At 60.2% G+C, this 16,389-nt stretch carries 15 protein-coding genes and 1 tRNA gene; 12 read left to right on the top strand and 4 right to left on the bottom strand.

Translation table 11 applies throughout. From position 1 onward, the window contains the following. The 5 genes from VKF82_01695 to VKF82_01675 all read left to right on the top strand — a co-directional run. Positions 1–283: hypothetical protein (locus VKF82_01695; GenBank protein HME80769.1), on the top strand; the 283-nt coding region annotated here is incomplete at its 5' end. A gap of 1,073 nt (positions 284–1,356) precedes the next feature. Further along, the gene (locus VKF82_01690) at positions 1,357–1,827 is read left to right on the top strand and encodes a hypothetical protein (GenBank protein HME80768.1); all 471 of its coding nucleotides are present in this window, start codon (positions 1,357–1,359) and stop codon (positions 1,825–1,827) included. 4 nt (positions 1,828–1,831) lie between these two features. Continuing rightward, positions 1,832–2,242 (top strand): hypothetical protein, encoded by a 411-nt coding sequence (locus VKF82_01685; GenBank protein ID HME80767.1) that lies wholly within the window; start codon positions 1,832–1,834, stop codon positions 2,240–2,242. Between the two features lie 1,324 nt (positions 2,243–3,566). After that, the gene (locus VKF82_01680; protein ID HME80766.1) at positions 3,567–4,115 is read left to right on the top strand and encodes a hypothetical protein; all 549 of its coding nucleotides are present in this window, start codon (positions 3,567–3,569) and stop codon (positions 4,113–4,115) included. Positions 4,116–5,272: 1,157 nt separating this feature from the next. Beyond that, complete coding sequence (locus VKF82_01675) at positions 5,273–5,533, top strand: hypothetical protein (protein ID HME80765.1); 261 nt, start codon at positions 5,273–5,275, stop codon at positions 5,531–5,533. A gap of 74 nt (positions 5,534–5,607) precedes the next feature. On the opposite strand, the gene VKF82_01670 is transcribed toward VKF82_01675, so the two are convergent. Together VKF82_01670 and VKF82_01665 are read right to left on the bottom strand one after the other, a co-directional pair. After that, positions 5,608–6,291, bottom strand: coding sequence for a hypothetical protein (locus VKF82_01670; protein HME80764.1), 684 nt, complete (start codon positions 6,289–6,291; stop codon positions 5,608–5,610). A gap of 1,456 nt (positions 6,292–7,747) precedes the next feature. Continuing rightward, positions 7,748–7,822: transfer RNA gene (locus VKF82_01665), tRNA-Val, on the bottom strand. A 75-nt stretch (positions 7,823–7,897) separates the two neighbouring features. Between VKF82_01665 and VKF82_01660 the strand changes: the two genes are divergently transcribed. From VKF82_01660 to VKF82_01630, 7 genes are all read left to right on the top strand, one after another. Further along, positions 7,898–8,518 (top strand): hypothetical protein, encoded by a 621-nt coding sequence (locus VKF82_01660; protein HME80763.1) that lies wholly within the window; start codon positions 7,898–7,900, stop codon positions 8,516–8,518. A gap of 48 nt (positions 8,519–8,566) precedes the next feature. Beyond that, complete coding sequence (locus tag VKF82_01655; GenBank protein ID HME80762.1) at positions 8,567–9,328, top strand: ABC transporter ATP-binding protein; 762 nt, start codon at positions 8,567–8,569, stop codon at positions 9,326–9,328. After that, a complete protein-coding gene (locus VKF82_01650; protein HME80761.1) occupies positions 9,321–10,013 on the top strand; it encodes an ABC transporter ATP-binding protein in 693 nt (230 codons plus the stop codon). The genes VKF82_01655 and VKF82_01650 overlap by 8 nt, the downstream gene beginning before the upstream one ends. A gap of 21 nt (positions 10,014–10,034) precedes the next feature. After that, positions 10,035–11,252, top strand: coding sequence for an ABC transporter substrate-binding protein (locus VKF82_01645; GenBank protein ID HME80760.1), 1,218 nt, complete (start codon positions 10,035–10,037; stop codon positions 11,250–11,252). A gap of 9 nt (positions 11,253–11,261) precedes the next feature. Then, a complete protein-coding gene (locus tag VKF82_01640) occupies positions 11,262–12,143 on the top strand; it encodes a branched-chain amino acid ABC transporter permease (GenBank protein HME80759.1) in 882 nt (293 codons plus the stop codon). Continuing rightward, complete coding sequence (locus VKF82_01635) at positions 12,140–13,087, top strand: branched-chain amino acid ABC transporter permease (GenBank protein ID HME80758.1); 948 nt, start codon at positions 12,140–12,142, stop codon at positions 13,085–13,087. Before VKF82_01640 ends, VKF82_01635 begins: the two co-directional genes overlap by 4 nt. A gap of 67 nt (positions 13,088–13,154) precedes the next feature. After that, positions 13,155–15,197, top strand: a complete 2,043-nt coding sequence (locus VKF82_01630; protein HME80757.1) for a M48 family metalloprotease — start codon at positions 13,155–13,157, stop codon at positions 15,195–15,197. Positions 15,198–15,199: 2 nt separating this feature from the next. Here VKF82_01630 and VKF82_01625 read toward each other — a convergent pair whose 3' ends face one another. After that, on the bottom strand, positions 15,200–15,709 hold the full coding sequence (locus VKF82_01625) for a DUF882 domain-containing protein (GenBank protein ID HME80756.1): 510 nt from the start codon (positions 15,707–15,709) through the stop codon (positions 15,200–15,202). 98 nt (positions 15,710–15,807) lie between these two features. Then, on the bottom strand, positions 15,808–16,347 hold the full coding sequence (locus VKF82_01620) for a hypothetical protein (GenBank protein HME80755.1): 540 nt from the start codon (positions 16,345–16,347) through the stop codon (positions 15,808–15,810). Positions 16,348–16,389 lie beyond the last annotated feature (42 nt).

The following is a 16,389-nucleotide window of genomic DNA, read 5'->3' as shown; positions in this document are numbered from 1 at the left end:
GGGCTATGGAATGTTCACGGTTGCGGAACACTCTTCAGGATGGCAGTGGGGGATAGCGACACCCGTGCAGATCCCCCTATTTGGGATCTTGGGTCCAATGGTCTTCTGGGAAATCGGACTGCTTGTTCTGGTCATCGCTGCTTTCGCGTTATGGTTCGACCGAAGTCGCCCATACAGAGGCACGCTCGTGTCCTGGCTGATCGGCCTTGCGCTTGCCTACGCCCTCGGCGTCATCTTCGGCCACTACTTTAGCGCTGCCCGCGGCGGGCCACCACCGCTTTGAAAGGCGACCGACTCACACGCACAATTGTAAGCCCCGTCGGCCCCCAAGGCCGGCCCTGATTCGGATTTTGACACACCTGTGCAATACGTAAACAAGCGTTGGCTGGGCTAGTCAGTACGGGTTCTTGTGAACGTTCGCCTTAACATCGGACGAGGCAAAGGCCGTCCCTCCGAACCTATCAGCACTAAGCTTGTGCTTGTGGCGCTAACACTTGCTTTGATAAGCTGCGTGCTGCTCTTGCGAACTACGGGCCCGCCTGGTTACGAAAAGTCACTTCCAGAGGTCGCCCTGGGCATGTTCGCGGTGGTTGTCTTAGGCTGCTTGCTGATCTTGGCAAGGCAGATGCTGCGAGAGAGAGCGCTTCGACCAGCAGATCCGATCCGCCAACCAGGGAAGTACACCGCTGTTGTAACGGTGGGCGACCTTCTAGTGCTTTCCGTCATCGTCGGAGAGATCGTCGTAGGCATAGGACAGGTGGCATTTGGGGCGTTCGGCACCATCCACTAGGGCGTGACCACTCTGCGATCAGTTGAAGCCCGGTCGGCCCCCTAGGCAGGCCCGAATTCGGATTTGGCACCTAGGGGCGCAGCAGAAATTTTTTAGGATTTTGGTGAATTGTGGGGGGTCGTGAAAATCGCTCGCACGCCCTTGCTTAAGGCCCTGGCTCTAGTGGCGATTTGCGTTGTCATTGCGGCTCAGCAGTCGAGAGCCGACACCTATGGATCTGTCCGCGGCCGTCTTACGGACGTTCAAACCGGTCAAGGCATAGGCGGCGAACGAGTTACACTCGCCGGCGCTGGCACGGGGGCATGGCATGCCACAACGAGCGCACAAGGCTACTTTGGGATAGTTGGCGTCCCTGCAGGCCACTACGTGCTTACGGTCCTTCCAGCAGAACCCTATCACGTTTGGTGTGCGATCGGCCTCGTCGACGTTGGTCAGGGCGAAACCACGATATTCAACCCAACCTTGACCAAGCGACTCGTAATTTCTGATTGCCTCATCGTTGCCAAGCCGCACTCGACAGCAAACGTCTACAACGTCGAGAATCCATGACGACTCTGCACTAGTATATGCGCCAGTTACTCGCGCCGCTAACGCAAGTAGTCAACAACCCATGGTATCGCGGAGTGGTCATTGCTATTACGCTTATCTTGCTCGCTCAGTTAATCTGGCTCATACAACATGGTTTTCGACCGGCAACAGAGAGTGATGAGGCAAGGCTGGTAGCCTTGGCGAGATCCTTCGCGCCGCCGAACTCAAATGTCAGAATCGTCAGCACATTTTACAAGCCGGACTACCCGCTCGCTGAAGTCGATGCGGAATACGACGTAGAGCTTTCAGCGGCGGATCTCAAACGCTTCTACGACAAGTCGTTTGCAGACAAGGGCTGGAAGCAGTGTAGTCCCGGTGGTCGTCTATTTGGCACATTTAGTAAGAAATACGCGAACGGGAATGATAGCGCGCTCCTATTGATGCCTCTAGCGGGAACATTATTCAATTACGAGGTGGATTTCGCGTGGGAAGTCCCGGGCGGCTGCTAGAGCCATGGATAATTTCAAGTTCATGAATTCGTGGTCAGCGTGGGTCCGGTGGGTTGCCGTAGTTCCTGTTGCGACGTTCTTCTACGGTCTTGCCGCCTTGCTGACAAATGGCCTACTACGGATCTGGGATCCTCGTTCGTTCAGACTTGCCGGTGTGTTCCTCGTTGCCACTCTGGTGATCTGCAGCTCATTGTTTGTTTGGTGCGGCGCAGCGACTGCGCCGCGCTTCAAATTGGTCATCGCCTTGCTTCTTGGTCTTGGTCCGCTCATAGTTGCGTTTTATGCGGCTCCTGTCATGGGTTGGTTTGGATACGCCGTTTTTGGCGGCGGCGTCTTTGTGGCGTGGGCACTGGCGACTTGGGGCTATCTCCGGCGTCGCCGAGCTGGTTCGCTGTCGCGAGCTACTGATGCCTGACAAGATCGGGATGCGCTGGCTCATCATCTTGACCGCTTGCGGACTCATACTGCTCGCGTTTGCCTTGGCTGCAGGGACTCGCATCGGCAACTGGGAGATATGCGGATTTCACAATTACCCGCTATGCACGGAGTGGAGGGTCGTTGCGTTTCTTGAGAGCTGTGCAGTCATACTAATTGCCATCGGGGCTCTCATCGCAAACGAGCACCGTCCTGTGTCGTGAAGATGACTCCAGGACGTTGGCTCGTTACTAAACCCAGTTATAGGTCCGCGCGAGGCGGCTTGGAAGCTATCGGTGTTAGCGAAATGAAGGGCCCTCGGAAAGTCGAATCGCCACTTGAGGAAGCACCCAAATGCGAGCTGTTGTAGCCAGCGTGATTCTCGCTGCCGTGCTAACGTTGCCGGTCGGCAGTGAGCAGGCGCGAGCGGACACGTCGGCGCCGCCCACGGTAACCGCGCCGCCTTATGTCCCCCCTTCAATTCCAGCACCCGATCAGATCGTCAGAGACGGAATCTCCGATCTGAGTGATTGTGGCAGCGCAGTCATTGACGAGGGGCCCGACATCGCGCTCGCCTCACTAAGCGCGTCAAATGGAACTCTTACGATCCGACTAATAGCGTACTATAGCAACTTCTTTTCGCACCTGGAAGTCCCGCTCGACAAGCAGAAGTACTATATACAACTTGATGCGCGAAAAGCTCAAAGGCCGGTCGTCTCAGCCGGTAAGACGGCAACTCTAGCGGTTCGCTTCGCCGATGTCAAATCCGGGAAACACAAGCTCTTCTACGCTGCATACCAGGTCAACGATTCGAACGACGTCATACCGCCCGCTGGACACGCCTCCTGCTTCACAGTGAAGTGACACCTTAGGATCCCATCGGCGCGAGATCGTTCTGACGGCGGTGGCTATCGGCGGGGTCTGGGCGCTCTATTTCTACTCCAGGAAGACAGAAGCGGCCGCGCGACGCTAGTCAGTTTCGCGGGGTGGAAGTCATACGTCGCGATAGCACGGCACACGGGTCGCCAATCGTGTAGAATGGTAGCGAGGGGTTGCGCACTTCAGAGTAGCCGACAAATGTTCTAGATATGGTTTGCGCAGGCCACGCGCGTCCAAAGGAGGCATAACATGCGTTATTTTCTGTGCGTAGTTGTGCTTAGGCCATGAGCACAACGCGTATTATTCGCGGACTCATAGCCATACTAGTAGTCTGCATGGTTGCTGCGTTCAATGCGGCATGCACTAGTTCGGGGTCGGGGTGCCTCGGCATATGTACTCCGACGGGCGGTGGGGGGGCGCCGCCGTCGACGCCCCCGCCAGTCAACATGTTCTTTACCGTACCGGCGGGCGACACAGAACCAATACCAGGCTTCGGCACGCCTTGGGACGTGTTATCGGTCGACACCAGCCGAACCGGGTTGCCAGGCACCACTTACACCAACATCACTATCACGCTGACTTTTCTTCAGGCTAACGCGTTTGCGTCGCTTCCTGCCCCGGGCGGAAACGTCGGCGCGAGCGGCACCCAGCTCGGCATCGAAATCGCGTTCGACGCTGACCAAAATAGTTCGACGGGCGGATTGGCGTCCTGCAATGGATTCAACTATGGCACTGGCTTCGACCATGCGATCGACGGCACCGGACTGCTGTTCCCGCGCCTCGCAGATGGCAACTTCCAGGTTTTCACGACACCGGGCGACGTGATGACCGGTGAAGCACAGGTGAGCGGCGCGGGCAATCAAGTGATCATCGTTGTCCCCATCAGCGCGCTGGGGGGAACTGGTCAGACGAACATGTTTGTGGGTATCGCCAACTCGAATGGCGCGACCCCAATAACGGATTGCGTCCCAGATGCCTCGGTGCTTACAACGTAAGACCCCATTGCTGAATTCCCTAATTGGACGCTTCGACGGGAAGTCTACTTTGAGATCGGCCTCGCCCTTCTCGCTTCAGCGATCGCCTCCATTGGCGTCGCACAATGCGGCAAACGGCCCGATTTGCCGCCGCGCCGCTAACTTATGCACGCAACCCCGCGATCAGCCAAAACCCCAACGGCCACCTAGGCAGGGCCGAATTCGGAACTGTCCTTAGAAAGCCGCGTTATTGATTAACGGAATCGTAACTGCAGCCGCAACTCCGGTGCTCTGTGAATGGCCCCAATGCCATTGCTGCAATTGGGGGTGCCATTACATGATAGGGTCGGAACAGACCTACTTACTGCTCCTACTATTAGAATGACCGCCACGACGACGACGACTCCGATAATGATATACGTCGTCGTGTTATCGTGTTTGGGCGCTGGAGACGGCGCGGTCGACGGCGCTGTGGTGGGCGCGGGCGATACGGCGGGGGTTGGTGTCGCCGACGGTGCCGGGCTGGCGGACTCAGCTACTGGTGTGCCACTGCCGGCGGATGCAATAGCCGAGAACGCTGGACTTAGGGCGAGGAGTGCCGACAGGACTCCAACAGCGATCGTGGGCGTGCGCATGACACGACCTCCATCATTGACGATAAAACCTATCCCTTTGGTTCAACCTAGATTGCGGGGACGCATCGCATGGGTGAAACAAATCAGTAACCGGGCCTTCGGTAAAGCTTGTTATTGGCGGCTACCGGCCATCTTCTTACTCCTAATTGTCGCACACCAGAATGGAAGAAAGCAAGAGGCCCCGATGGTTAGCCGATGCCTCTTTAGTTGCGGTGCGTTATGCTTAGACGAAGTTTCTAGACCGGTTTTCACGCCTCTTGATCCACGCTCGTTAAGACGTCGGGGACTTAGACACTCCCTTACCGAAACCCGGTCGGCCCCTTAGGTTGGCCCGAATTTGGATTTGACTCACCCACGTAACTGCGCGATCAGTTGAATGGCCCAGTCGGCCCCAAAGGGTGGGCCGGATTCGGACTGCGGCGGCTAACAGTGCGACCGTGACGCGGTGATACACCCGCGCAACTCCGCGATAAGTGAAAACCCGGTCGGCCCCCTAGGCTGGCCCGAATTCTGATTTTGACTCACCCACACAACTCGGTAATCGTGAAAGAGATCATCGCCCTTTTTGCCGTCGCCCTAATCACTGCGGTCGTCGCGATCGTGTGCATTGGCTTTCCGCGAACAGCCAAGAGGCTTACCGGACTAACCGGCCTTAACGAGAAGATTGCGCCGGACTTCTTCGTCCGCGCTCTAGGCGTCACGTTGGCAGCGATGGCTGGGCTTGTTGCTTGGGCGGCTTTGAACTCCGGTGGGCGCTGGGAGGCAAGAAAACCCATCGGCCCCCCAGGCCGGCCCGAATTCTGATCTTGACTCACCCACACAACCACGCGGTGGCAGCATGAGAACCCGGATGACCCTTCCGATGCTCCTTGAACAAGTCAGCGTCGCAGAGGCGGGAAAAGCGCTAAGTCGAGCACTGTAGCAACTATGATCCATGCGCCCGCCGTTACAAAAATCCAAGCATAGAGATCCCGAGCCCCCGAGGCAATTATCGCAAATAGTCCGAGCGCAATTAGAGCTACGCCCGCCACCAGGCCAAGCAGCGCTTTAAGTTCGCGGCTCACATAGTACTCTCGTGGCGGGGTGAAGATCGGTCCGCTTGGAGGACCTATGAGCGCCTTGCCCGGCGTTGGAACAGACGGCGAGAGCTCCTGCTCGGTAAAGTGGTATGATTGCGCTGACGTGAGTGAATCGACTACCGCATGATCCGCGACGTCCAGGTCAAACTCCCGCAGAATGATGCGTCTGTCGATATCGACCGCGATTCGGATCGTTGCCTCTACGCCGACAATCGTCATGACGTGCCCATCAAAATCGACACGTTCCGCTTGGATTGCCTCGCTGGGCCAATTCGGTGCTTTGGTCGAGAGAATCTCGACGTTCCAGGCACGCAACAATAGAGCGAGAACTCGTTTGACTCCCGCTTTCGGATCCTTTGGGGAAATGGTGATCGAGATATCCGCCGGAAGATCAAAGCGTTGTGGCAGCATAAACCACTGGTCTGAAAGCCCACGAGCGAATTCGCTGAGGGTCGCGGGCTCGCTAAGAAACTTACCTAGCACAAGGGGATGGTTCGGCCGAGCCTAAAAACCAGCCTCTCCGGCCCTTTGACCTACACAAACGGCCCGACGAATCGGAGAGTCCGGGCGCCCCCTAGGCAGGCCTGAATTCGGATTTAGCTCACCTACACAACGGATCGGAAGAAGCCATCCCCGAGATCGGACTTGGTAGGCACATGAAGAAGGTATCATTCCTCGGTGTCTTAGTAGGCGGCATCGCTGACATTGTCGCCACCAACATCCTCTTGGTGCCGTTCATGATGTGCGTGTTTGAAAGGTTATAGAGTGGGAAAGGTTCTTCTCACGTGGACAAGAGTAACTTCATATGCCGTGGTTCTCGGCATAGGCCTCGGCTTGGGGAGCTCGGTAACTGGTTTTTTCTCTGGCACCGGTACCAAGACGTATTGGGATCCCAACGCCCTTGTTTTTTTTTGCCATGATTTACGCGGCAATTGTCGGCGCTGCTATGATTCTACCCGCATTGGTTTTTGCGGTTTGGGTCAATGTTAGACCTGCTGTCATTCCGTTATTCTTAAGACGCTTCGAGTCCGCGCCATACGGAGGATTTCAAAAATGAACAAAGGACCTCGAAGAACTGCGACAACTCTGGCGCGCGCTCTATTCCTTCTTGCAATAGCGACTCAGTCAGCCAGCGCACATACCATAGACAACCAAGCAAGGAGTAGCTACACATTTGGGCCGACCGTCAATAACCTAGCGCTCGGTGCGAAGCTTGGGCAGCAAGTGGTCAACGCGGGGGCGCCAATTCCAATAAAGTTTGCGATAACGAACTTCGGGCCTTCGCTTAGCATCTTTCGCATAGGTTCAATTCTTGAGTATACGGTGACAGGTAACGGCCCAGGTGGTATTCCGATAAGAAAAGATGATCGCGGGGCAGTGTCCACGGGCAGCGTCGACATCGGCATGGGTTTACCAAGTGGTTCAACGTATGTAAATCCAGTTGACGACCTCGGTATCCTGTACGATTTTCGAACACCGGGAAGGTATACTTTCACGTGCGAAACTGCCCTCACTTTGGTCTACGAGGGTCCGGTTTATGCCGACCTTAAGTCTAACGTTCTAACCTTAGAGGTTCGATAGACCTCTTCGTTGCTGATCTGCGCCTTTTCAATACGATGGCGGGCGTGATACTGTAGGTAGCTCAGCGCAACGACGGTATCCCCAGTTCCCCCCACTGATAGGAGAGGTTCAGGTTTCGTAGTAGTCGCGAGGGTCGCCGCGTATTTCTGAGGGGTTCCTTGGGTGATCTCTACAAATCAAGTGTGGTGACCAGACGACGGCAGCTAGCCGCGGCCACGAGCCCATGCGGGTTTCCACCGACGACCGCAGGGAGAGATGGGCCCCACTTCGATCCAACAGTGTGTACTTAGTGGGGACTAGCCGATCGGTGTTGTGTTAAGAAAAAAACCTCAATCCCTTACGGGATGAGGCTTTCCGATGGTGGGCGCGAGAGGTCTCGAACCTCTGACCCCTACAGTGTCAATGTAGTGCTCTACCCCTGAGCTACGCGCCCGAGCTTTCGACGATTCGGGGGAGCCGCTGAGCGGCCCTTTGGAGGGACGCGTCAGGGCTGCTGGAAGCGCCGCTTATGGCTGGTTCTAATCCACTCCATGAGTTCACGCCGCGCGAGTCGCGAAAGCTGCGCTCGCTGCGCACGCCGCATGGCATCCAAAAATTCCTGGATCAGATGGAGTACCATCTCGCGGACACGGCGTGGTCGCCGCGCTACGTGCTGCGCGAAGAGACCGCGCATTGCCTGGAAGGCTCGATCTTCGCCGCTGCGGCCCTGCGCGCTCTCGGTCATCCCCCGCTGCTCATGGACTTCGAGGCCGTGCGCGACACCGATCACGTCATCGCTCCGTTCAAGCTGGGCGGCGCGTGGGGCGCTCTCGCGAAATCGAATTACGCCGGCTGCCGCTACCGCGAGCCGGTGTATCGTACGCTGCGAGAGCTCGCGATGAGCTACTTCAATGACTACTTCAATCTGCGCCGCGAGCGCACGATGCGCCACTACTCGCGGCCGGTCGACCTCAAACGCTTTGATGGCCGGCACTGGATGACGACTGACAAAGAGGTGTGGTTCATCGCCGAGCACCTGGTCGACATCCCGCACATCAAGGCCATCACGCCGGCGATGATTCGCCGGCTCACGCCAGTGGATCAGCGCGGCTTACAAGCCGGCCTAGTGGGGCGCCGGACGGTCGAATAAGTTCGACCGCTCCATAGGGCGTGCGTTGGTTTTGGCGTATAGGTACGTATGGCTGATAGCGGGGCGCCGCTGCTCTCCACCCGCGGGCTCGTCAAGGAGTTCGCGGGTTTCCATGCGGTCGACGGCGTCGATCTGGACGTTCCCGAGACGCAAACGCTTGCGATCATCGGGCCCAATGGCGCGGGCAAGACGACGTTCTTCAATCTGTTATCAGGGTTCATGCACCCGAGCGCGGGCAGTATCGAATTCCGCGGCCAGGATATCACGCGCCTCGGCGCTGCCGATGTCGCACGTATGGGCCTCGTACGCAGTTTTCAGATCAGCAGCATTTTCCCGCACCTGACCGTGCGCGACAATGTCAAGGTCGCACTGCTCTCCAAACATCCCGCGTCGCGGCGTTTCTGGGCGCCAAGTTCAGCGGCTGACGAATTGGACGAGCCGGCCGGTGCGCTGCTCAAACAACTGCGCCTCGATGATCAGGCAGACCAACTCGCGGTGGCGCTGCCATACGGTAAGAAGCGCGCCCTCGAGCTTGCTGTCACGCTCGCGCTCGACCCGGTATTATTGCTGCTCGACGAGCCCACGAGCGGTCTCGGCACCGAGGACATCGACCCGATCATCGAGCTGGTCCGCGAGGCTGCGCGCGGCCGCACGGTCATCCTCGTTGAGCACAACATGAACGTCGTCGAACGTCTTGCGCACCATGTTGTCGTGCTGCAATACGGCAAGATCATCTGTCAGGGACCGTACGAGACGGTCCACGACGATCAGCGCGTCGTCGATGCGTACTTAGGCGGCATCGATGCTTGAGATCCGGGATCTGAATGCATGGTACGACGAGAGCCACGTGCTCCACGGCGTGAGCCTCGACGTCAAGCAAGGCGAAGTGGTGACCTTGGTCGGCCGCAACGGCGCCGGCAAGACGACCACGCTCAAGTCTATCGCCGGCCTCATCACCAAGAAACGCGGTTCGATCGCGCTGCAGGGAGTCGCGATCGAAACTCTGCCCGCGTTTCGCATCGCTCGGATGGGCGTCGCGCTGGTACCCGAGGAGCGCGGCATCTACGCCACGTTGTCGGTGCACGAGAACCTGGTGCTGCCGCCAGTTGTCCGCCAGACGTCATGGAACGACGACCGGATCTTCAAGTTGTTCCCGCGTCTGCTCGAGCGCTCGGGGTCGCCCGGCACAACGCTTTCCGGCGGCGAGCAGCAGATGCTTGCTATCGCCCGGGCCTTGCGGACAGGTCCGAGCCTCTTGCTCCTGGACGAGCCGACCGAGGGCCTGGCGCCCTCTATCGTAAAGGCCATACGCGACCTGATTCTCGAAATAAAGCGCGACGGAATCACCGTGCTCCTGGTATCGCAAAACGTGCGTTTCGCTACCAAGGTCTCGGATCGCCATTATCTGATGGTGAACGGGCAGATCGTGGAGTCGCTAGCGAACGCGCAAGTCATCGATCGGGAGCACGAGTTGTTAGACTACCTCGGCGTGTGATAGATGGGGATACCAACGAAGATGAAACAGTACGTACGGTTCTGGCTGCTCGCTGCGGGTGCGGCGGCTCTCGGCATTTGCCTCAGCGCGAGCATGCTCGCGCCCGCGGGCGCGGACAATCCGGTCATCATCGCGGTGATGAATGACCAGTCCAAGATCTACGCAGATCTTTCAGGCGTCGGCACGGTTGCGGCCGTGCACATGGCGGTCGAGGATTACGGCGGCGCGGTGCTCGGGCGCTCCATCAAGGTCATCTCGGTCGACCATCAAAACGATCCGGCGCTCGGCGCGAACAAGGCGCATGAGCTGTACGAGCAGGATCACGTCGACGCGATCTTCGATGTGCCGACCTCATCGGTCGCGCTGGCGGTCGCCGGCGTCGCCGGACAGGATAAGAAGATCCTCTTCGTCACGACGGGCGGCACCGATGCGTTGAACATGGCGCAGTGCAACAAGTACACGTTCCACTATGGCTACGACACGTACTCGCTTGCTCAGAACACCGGCAAACTCATCACCGAGAACGGCGGCAAGAACTGGTACATGATCACCGCCAACTACGCGTTCGGCCAGTCGATGCTGTCGAATTTCACGAGCGCGATCAAGTCGGCAGGCGGCAACGTCATCCACAACGACATGGTGCCCTTCCCCAATACCGACTTCTCGTCGTACCTGATCAACGCGCAGGCGCTCCGGCCCGATGTCATCGGCCTCATGAACGCCGGCGACGACACGGTCAACGCGATGAAGCAGATCAACGAATTCGGCATGAAAAAGCGCATGCAGGTGGGCATCGGTCTGCTCTTCGAGAGCGACATCGCAGCGCTTGGCCCGGACTACTGGTCGGGCAGCACGATCACGGTCGGCTCGTACTGGAACCTAGACGAGAAGACGCGCGCATGGGCCGCTCGCTATAAAAAGGCCACCGGCAAGATGCCGACGTGGGTCATGATGGGCAACTATTCGGCGGTCACGCAGTACCTCGACGCGGTCGCACGCGCCAAGACCGATGACGCCGATGCGGTCGTCAAGCAACTCGAAGGCTACCACTTCGAGGACGTGTTCGCGCGCCATGCCTACATCCGCGCGCAGGACCATCTGCTGATCCACGACATGTACGTCGCCAAGGTCAAGACCGCGGCAGAGGTCAAAGAGCCCTACGACTTCCTGCAGATCGTCAAGACGGTGCCGGGCGACCAGTCGTATCGGCCGCTCTCGGCGGTGACGTGTCATCTGTGATCGCGCAGCGTGGGTCTTAACTACCTAGCGCTGCAGATCTTCAACGGGCTGGTCAGCGGCGCGTTCTACGCGCTGCTCAGCCTGGGGCTGGCGATCATCTTCGGGATGATGCGCATCGTGAACTTCGCGCACGGCGCGATGTACATGCTCGGCGCCTTCGGTGCGTATCTCGCCGCCAAGTACTTGGGCCTGCCGTTCTGGTGGGCCCTCGCGCTTGTGCCGCTCGCGGTCGGCCTGCTCGGCGTGATCTTCGAGCGCACGCTCATCCGCCGCCTCATGCCGCTCGACCCGCTCTACAATCTGCTGCTGACCTTCGGCCTTGCGCTGGTCATCGAAGACTTCATGAAGCTGTTCTTCGGCACGCAGGGCACGCCGTACGCCATTCCAGCGAGCCTCTCGGGCGTGGTCGACCTCGGCATCACCGTGTACCCTGTCTACCGGTTGGTGGTGATCGCCTTGTCGTCGGCCGTCTGCTTCGCCGTCTGGTTCGCGATCGAGAAGACGCCGCTGGGCGCGAAGATCCGCGCGGCGACGGAGAATCCCGCGCTGACCCAAGCGTTTGGAATCGATGTCTCGCGCCTCACCGCGCTGATGTTCGGATTCGGCGTCGCGCTTGCCGGCCTCGCGGGCGTGCTCGCCGCGCCGACGACCAACGTGACGCCCACCATGGGCTCCGATATCATCATCACGACGTTTGCAGTCGTCGTCATCGGCGGCATGGGATCGATCAAGGGCTCGATCCTCACCGGCTTTCTTGTCGGCGTCGTCGCCGCGCTCGGCGCGGTGCTCTACCCGCCCATCGCCAACACGCTGATCTTCCTGATCATGGCCGCGGTGCTGCTCGTCCGGCCGACCGGTCTGTTCGGCGCGCCTGAGACGGGCGCGCGTTGATCGCACGGATCGCCGGCGTCGGCCGGCGCACCGCGCTCTGGTTCAGCCTAACCGCGATCGCCTTGGCCCTCGTGTTGCCGCACGTCATGTACGTCGGTCTGGCAACGGACATCGTCATCTGGGCGCTGTTCGCCGCGGCCTTCGATTTATTGCTCGGCTACACGGGACTGCTGTCCTTCGGGCACGCGATGTTCTTCGGCGGCGCATCCTACGTCGCGGGTCTGCTCATCCTGCGCGCGCATTGGTCGTTCTTCCCGGCGGTGCTCGCAGGCGTCGCTGCCGCCGCGCTGATCGCCGCGATCATCGGCGCGGTCGCCATCCGCCGCCAGGGCATCTACTTCGCGATGATCACGCTCGCGTTCGGGCAGATGCTGTACTTCCTGGCCAACCAGCTCGGCGACTGGACCGGCGGCCAAGATGGCCTGCAAAACGTGCCGCGCCCGGTGCTGTTCGGCTCCATCCGGCTCGATGACGACCACGTATTCTACTACGTGACGCTGGTGCTGGCGATCCTCGGCGTCGCGTTCATCCTGCGGGTGGTCAATTCGCCGTTCGGGCAAGTGCTTGCTGCGATCCGCGAGAACGAGCAGCGCGCGACCAGTCTTGGCTACCGCACCGACGTGTACAAATTCGTGGCGTTCGTCATCTCGGCCGCCATCTCAGGCCTGGCCGGTGCGCTCTTCGTGATCTCGCACCGCTTCACGTCGCTCGACACCCTCGATTGGCATACCTCGGGTCAGGTCGTGATCATGACCGTGTTGGGCGGCATGGGGACGATCTTCGGGCCGCTGTTCGGCGCGGCGTTCTATCTGATCATCAACGACAGGCTGTCGACGCTGACGACGTCGCCGGGCCTAGTGCTCGGTATTATCTTCATCATCGTGGTCAGCGTGTTCAGGCGCGGCATGGTCGGCGAGCTGCTGCGGGTGCTGCGCCGGGCGTAGATAGCATGTAACTTGAGAATTGGCTGGGAAAGAAACCGGCCGCGGATGCGGAAGAAGGCTCCCATCCATGCACGCGCACCATATCATATTGAAGCGCGCCGTCGCCGGGACGCTGCTGGCGGCGCTCCTCGCCCAGGCCAGCGCGGCCCCCGCGCTGGCTATGAGCACGCAGACCGAGATCGCGCAAGGCACGGCTGAAAACGCCGAGATCGATGCGCAGAGCACCGTGCTCACCGACCCCTTCTTGGTGAGCTGGACCAACCGCGTGGGCCAAAAGCTGTCCGAGCATCGCAAGCGTCAAGACATCACCTATCGTTTCACCGTGCTCGACGACCCGAGCATCAACGCATTCGCCATCAAGGGCGGCTACGTCCACGTCAACGTCGGGCTGCTCAACTTCGTGTCCTCAGACGACGAGCTCGCCGCCACTCTGGGCCACGAGATGGGCCACGTCGAGATGCGCCACGTCGTCGCATCGTCGAACGTCAACACGGTGATCGGTATCTTAACCGCCATCGCCTCGATCGTATCCCCGATCGCGGCGGTCCTGGGCGGCCTCGGCGGCGAACTTGCAAACGACAAATACAGCAGGCTCGACGAGATGCAAGCCGACCGCTATGGCCTCGCGATCATGACGCTGGCGGGGTACGATCCGAACGCGGCGATCGACGTCATGAGCAAGTTGGGCGCGATGGAACCGGGGCCCGATTCACGAGCCGACAAGGCATTCTTGGACCACCCTATACCGTCCGACCGCGTCGCGCATCTGCTGGGCTATTCCGAGCTCAATCATGCCACCACCCAGTCGTTGCTGGCCGACGCCATCCACGACCAGTCCGAAGGCCGCTATAGTTACTCGCGCGCCGAGCTCATCGCGTTGGCCGGCTCGCAAGATCCGCAAGTCGCCGAGCACATGACGCAGCTCGACTATGCACTGCGGGAATCCGGCCCGAAGGCGGCGCCAGACGGGCGCGTGTTCCTGACCGTGGTCGCGGTCAACGATCCGGCGCGCGTCGCAGCGGCCAAAGCTATCATCGCCGCGCAAACCGTGGTGACCCAAGCAACGGCCGAATCGAAGATCCAAGTGCGCAAGGGATTCGCTGAGCTGGACCAGGTCGAGCATAAGCTCAACGTGCTCTCGCAAGGAGGCGGCGGTCCGCCCAATCTGCGCTGGGCTGCCGATGCTTCCACCCTGCCGACTCCGTCCGCATCAGCGCCGCCTAACCCGTCGCCGAGCCCATCGGCCAGCCCGTCCGGCCCACCGAGTCCCGGCGGTCCCCCAGGTCCCAACGGCCAGACGCGCACCACGGTCAGCGGCATGGCGACGCTCGACAAGGTCATCACCGGCACGCTCAACCCGATCAGCGACGTGCTGCAGACCGCGAACGGCCTGACGACCGGCAATAGCGATGCGCTGCGCGAGATGCTCGATCCGCTGACCGACGATGCGCCGCTCACGCCGAAATTCCAAGCCTTGCTCGTGCATTACCCGGCGATGATATCCGATCTCAACGGCTCGACCAAAGGCTTGCTCGTGAGCATCGAGCTCGCTCGCGCCGCGATCGCGCAGGCCGATGTCGCGGTCGAAGCGACGCGCGCCGCGCTCTACGTGCCCGCGATGCCCGCCGGCAACGGCATGGGCACGCCGGCGCCGCGGCCTCCGCCGGATCTGCGCAGCGCGCTCGCTGCGTGGGCTGAGGCGATGAAGACCGCACGGCGCGCCTCGGACGTGATGTACGCCGCTCAATCGGTCACGCTATCGACCGAGATCACGCTGCTCGATCTGATGTCATCGCCGGAGCGTTACGCCGCGTACCGCGAGGCGCTCGCGTTCCGCTTCCCCGGCGTCGAAATACCGAATTACCAAACGGCGCGCGCGCTCGGCGTGCGGCCGGGTGAGATCGCCTGCGCTGCCTGGATGGCCTTCGAGACCACAAAAGACATCGTGCCCATCTTGCAAGGTATCAAGGACAGCGGCCGGTCGTGCGAGGCGCGCGCGCTTGACGACGCGCTGATGGCCGAATCCATGGAGATCGCGCTGGGCTTGGTGTACGAAGACTATATCGACGAGCCGCAGCATCACAGCGTGACCGCGAAGTCGACCCAGTAGCGCTACTCGCTCCAGAAGCGATGCGGGCCGGTGTCCAAGTGCACCCAGCCGCCGCTGTACGAGCCGACGCCGCCCGATCCCGGGCACGACCAGCACAACGCCGCTAGATCCGAGATGTCGACGCCGGGCACGTGGAAATCCACCGCCCGGCCATACATATGCAACGAATTGGAGGCGGCGCCTTCGGTGCGCGCGTTGGTCTCGGGCGTTCGATATCCGCTGTGCACCACGATGGGCTCGCGCACGCCCTGTGCGAGCAGCGCCTGTTGGATGGCCCACAGCAGCTCGATCAGGCTGATCGAGATGTAGACGTCGCCCAGCGATGGCGCGACATGGGCATCGCGCAGCATCTCGCACAATCGATAGTAACCGCGATTGTAGACCGAGCGGCCGTCGAGCGAAAACGAATCAGCCAACTGCTCGCCGGTATCCATGCGCTCCAGCCACAACACATAGTCGCCTGAGGCGAGAGTCTCAAGCGGCAGCGTCAGTGCGAACGCCGCTGCGGCCACTCCCGAGACGAATGCGCTCCGGGGGATGGTGTGCTGCGATACCGGACATCTCGTGCACATACTGTCTACATCGGCACAAAAAGGGTGCGGGGTTTAGTTCACGAGGGCGCGGCGGCCGGCGGGGTGCCGGCGTCAGCCTGCGGAGGCGCTTCGGGCTGCTTGAGCGCGTCGAGCTCCTGCGGCGAGATCCGGTGGAACGAATACGAGTATCCGGCGTAGAGCGCAAACGCGTAGAAGAGCAGATCGATGACGTTGAAATTGTCCTTGAGGGCCTGCCACGAGTTGGCCAACGTCAGTTGTCCTGCGACGTCCATCGGGGACACGTGGAAGTACGCCGCTTGCGCGATGACGATCGTCAAGAGGTTGCCGGCGACGCATCCGGCCAGCGCGAACACCGCTCCCACGACGCCGAAGATCCTGTCCATGCCTTTGCCGAGCGTGCGCACGAAGAAGCCGGTCAGAAAACCGACGCCGACCGCCATCCAACCGATCTGCCATCCATGGGTCAACACGGTGAGCGCGCCCCACGAAATCGCTCCGAGCGCAGCGCCGATCGCGCCGCCCAGAATCCCGAGTCCCAGATTTTGTGCGTCGCGGCGCCGGGCCAGATAATCCGCGAGTTTGGCCTGGTCGATCATGTCCGTGCAGTGTACCACTCCCGAGAAATGGCAGTCAAGCGC

Source organism: Candidatus Eremiobacteraceae bacterium (assembly GCA_035314825.1).
In the GTDB taxonomy this organism is placed as follows: Bacteria; Vulcanimicrobiota; Vulcanimicrobiia; order Eremiobacterales; family Eremiobacteraceae; genus JAFAHD01.
This window is presented reverse-complemented; position numbering and strand designations above follow the sequence as displayed.

Coding starts and splice junctions, on each gene's coding strand:
- VKF82_01655 (HME80762.1), top strand. CDS start 8,567: ATGGCTGATAGCGGGGCGCCGCTGCTCTCCACCCGCGGGCTCGTCAAG.
- VKF82_01685 (HME80767.1), top strand. CDS start 1,832: ATGGATAATTTCAAGTTCATGAATTCGTGGTCAGCGTGGGTCCGGTGG.
- VKF82_01620 (HME80755.1), bottom strand. CDS start 16,347: ATGATCGACCAGGCCAAACTCGCGGATTATCTGGCCCGGCGCCGCGAC.
- VKF82_01690 (HME80768.1), top strand. CDS start 1,357: ATGCGCCAGTTACTCGCGCCGCTAACGCAAGTAGTCAACAACCCATGG.
- VKF82_01660 (HME80763.1), top strand. CDS start 7,898: ATGGCTGGTTCTAATCCACTCCATGAGTTCACGCCGCGCGAGTCGCGA.
- VKF82_01645 (HME80760.1), top strand. CDS start 10,035: ATGAAACAGTACGTACGGTTCTGGCTGCTCGCTGCGGGTGCGGCGGCT.
- VKF82_01650 (HME80761.1), top strand. CDS start 9,321: ATGCTTGAGATCCGGGATCTGAATGCATGGTACGACGAGAGCCACGTG.
- VKF82_01680 (HME80766.1), top strand. CDS start 3,567: ATGTTCTTTACCGTACCGGCGGGCGACACAGAACCAATACCAGGCTTC.
- VKF82_01630 (HME80757.1), top strand. CDS start 13,155: ATGCACGCGCACCATATCATATTGAAGCGCGCCGTCGCCGGGACGCTG.